This window comes from Bradyrhizobium sp. MI1.7 (assembly GCF_055811795.1).
On sequence record NZ_JBVVPO010000246.1, the window covers coordinates 1 to 613 of the forward strand.

Below are 613 nucleotides of genomic sequence, written 5' to 3' on the forward strand. Positions count from 1 at the left end.
GGAAGTACTGTCGCAGCAACCCGTTGGTGTTCTCGTTAGTACCGCGCTGCCAAGGGCTTTGCGGGTCGCAGAAGTAGACCTGGATACCCGCATCGATCTTGAGACGATCGTGCTGAGCCATTTCGGCTCCCTGATCCCAGGTCAGCGAGCGACGCAGTTCTTCGGGCAAGGTGATGACGGTGCGCGTGATCGCGTCGCGCACGGCCTCGGCCCCGTGTCCCGCGAGCGCAGGTCCGTTCTTCGCGCGCGGAGCTTCGCCGTGCCCCGCCAACCGGGGAAGGTGCAATAGCATCGTGAAGCGCGTCGTGCGCTCGACCAGCGTGCCGATTGCCGAGCTGCCAAGACCGAGGATGAGGTCTCCCTCCCAATGTCCCGGCACTGCTCGATCGGCAGCTTCAGCAGGGCGCTCACTGATCATGATCTCCGGCGAGACAAACCCCTTGCCTCGCCTGCGTACGCGCGCCCTGGGCATCCGTAATACACGCCCGGTTCGCAAGCAGGCCGTCAGCTCGCGGCGCAGCGCCCCACGGCCCTGAACGAAGAGAGCTTGATAGATAGCTTCGTGGCTGATGCGCATCGTCTTGTCGTCCGGGAAGTCGATCGGCAAGCGTCG

The 613-nt window shown here is 64.3% G+C and carries 1 protein-coding gene; it reads right to left on the reverse strand.

Annotated elements, in window-relative coordinates:
• A partial coding sequence (locus tag AC0L3X_RS47370) for an IS30 family transposase (RefSeq protein WP_473317650.1) occupies positions 1–613 on the reverse strand: 613 nt, incomplete at both ends.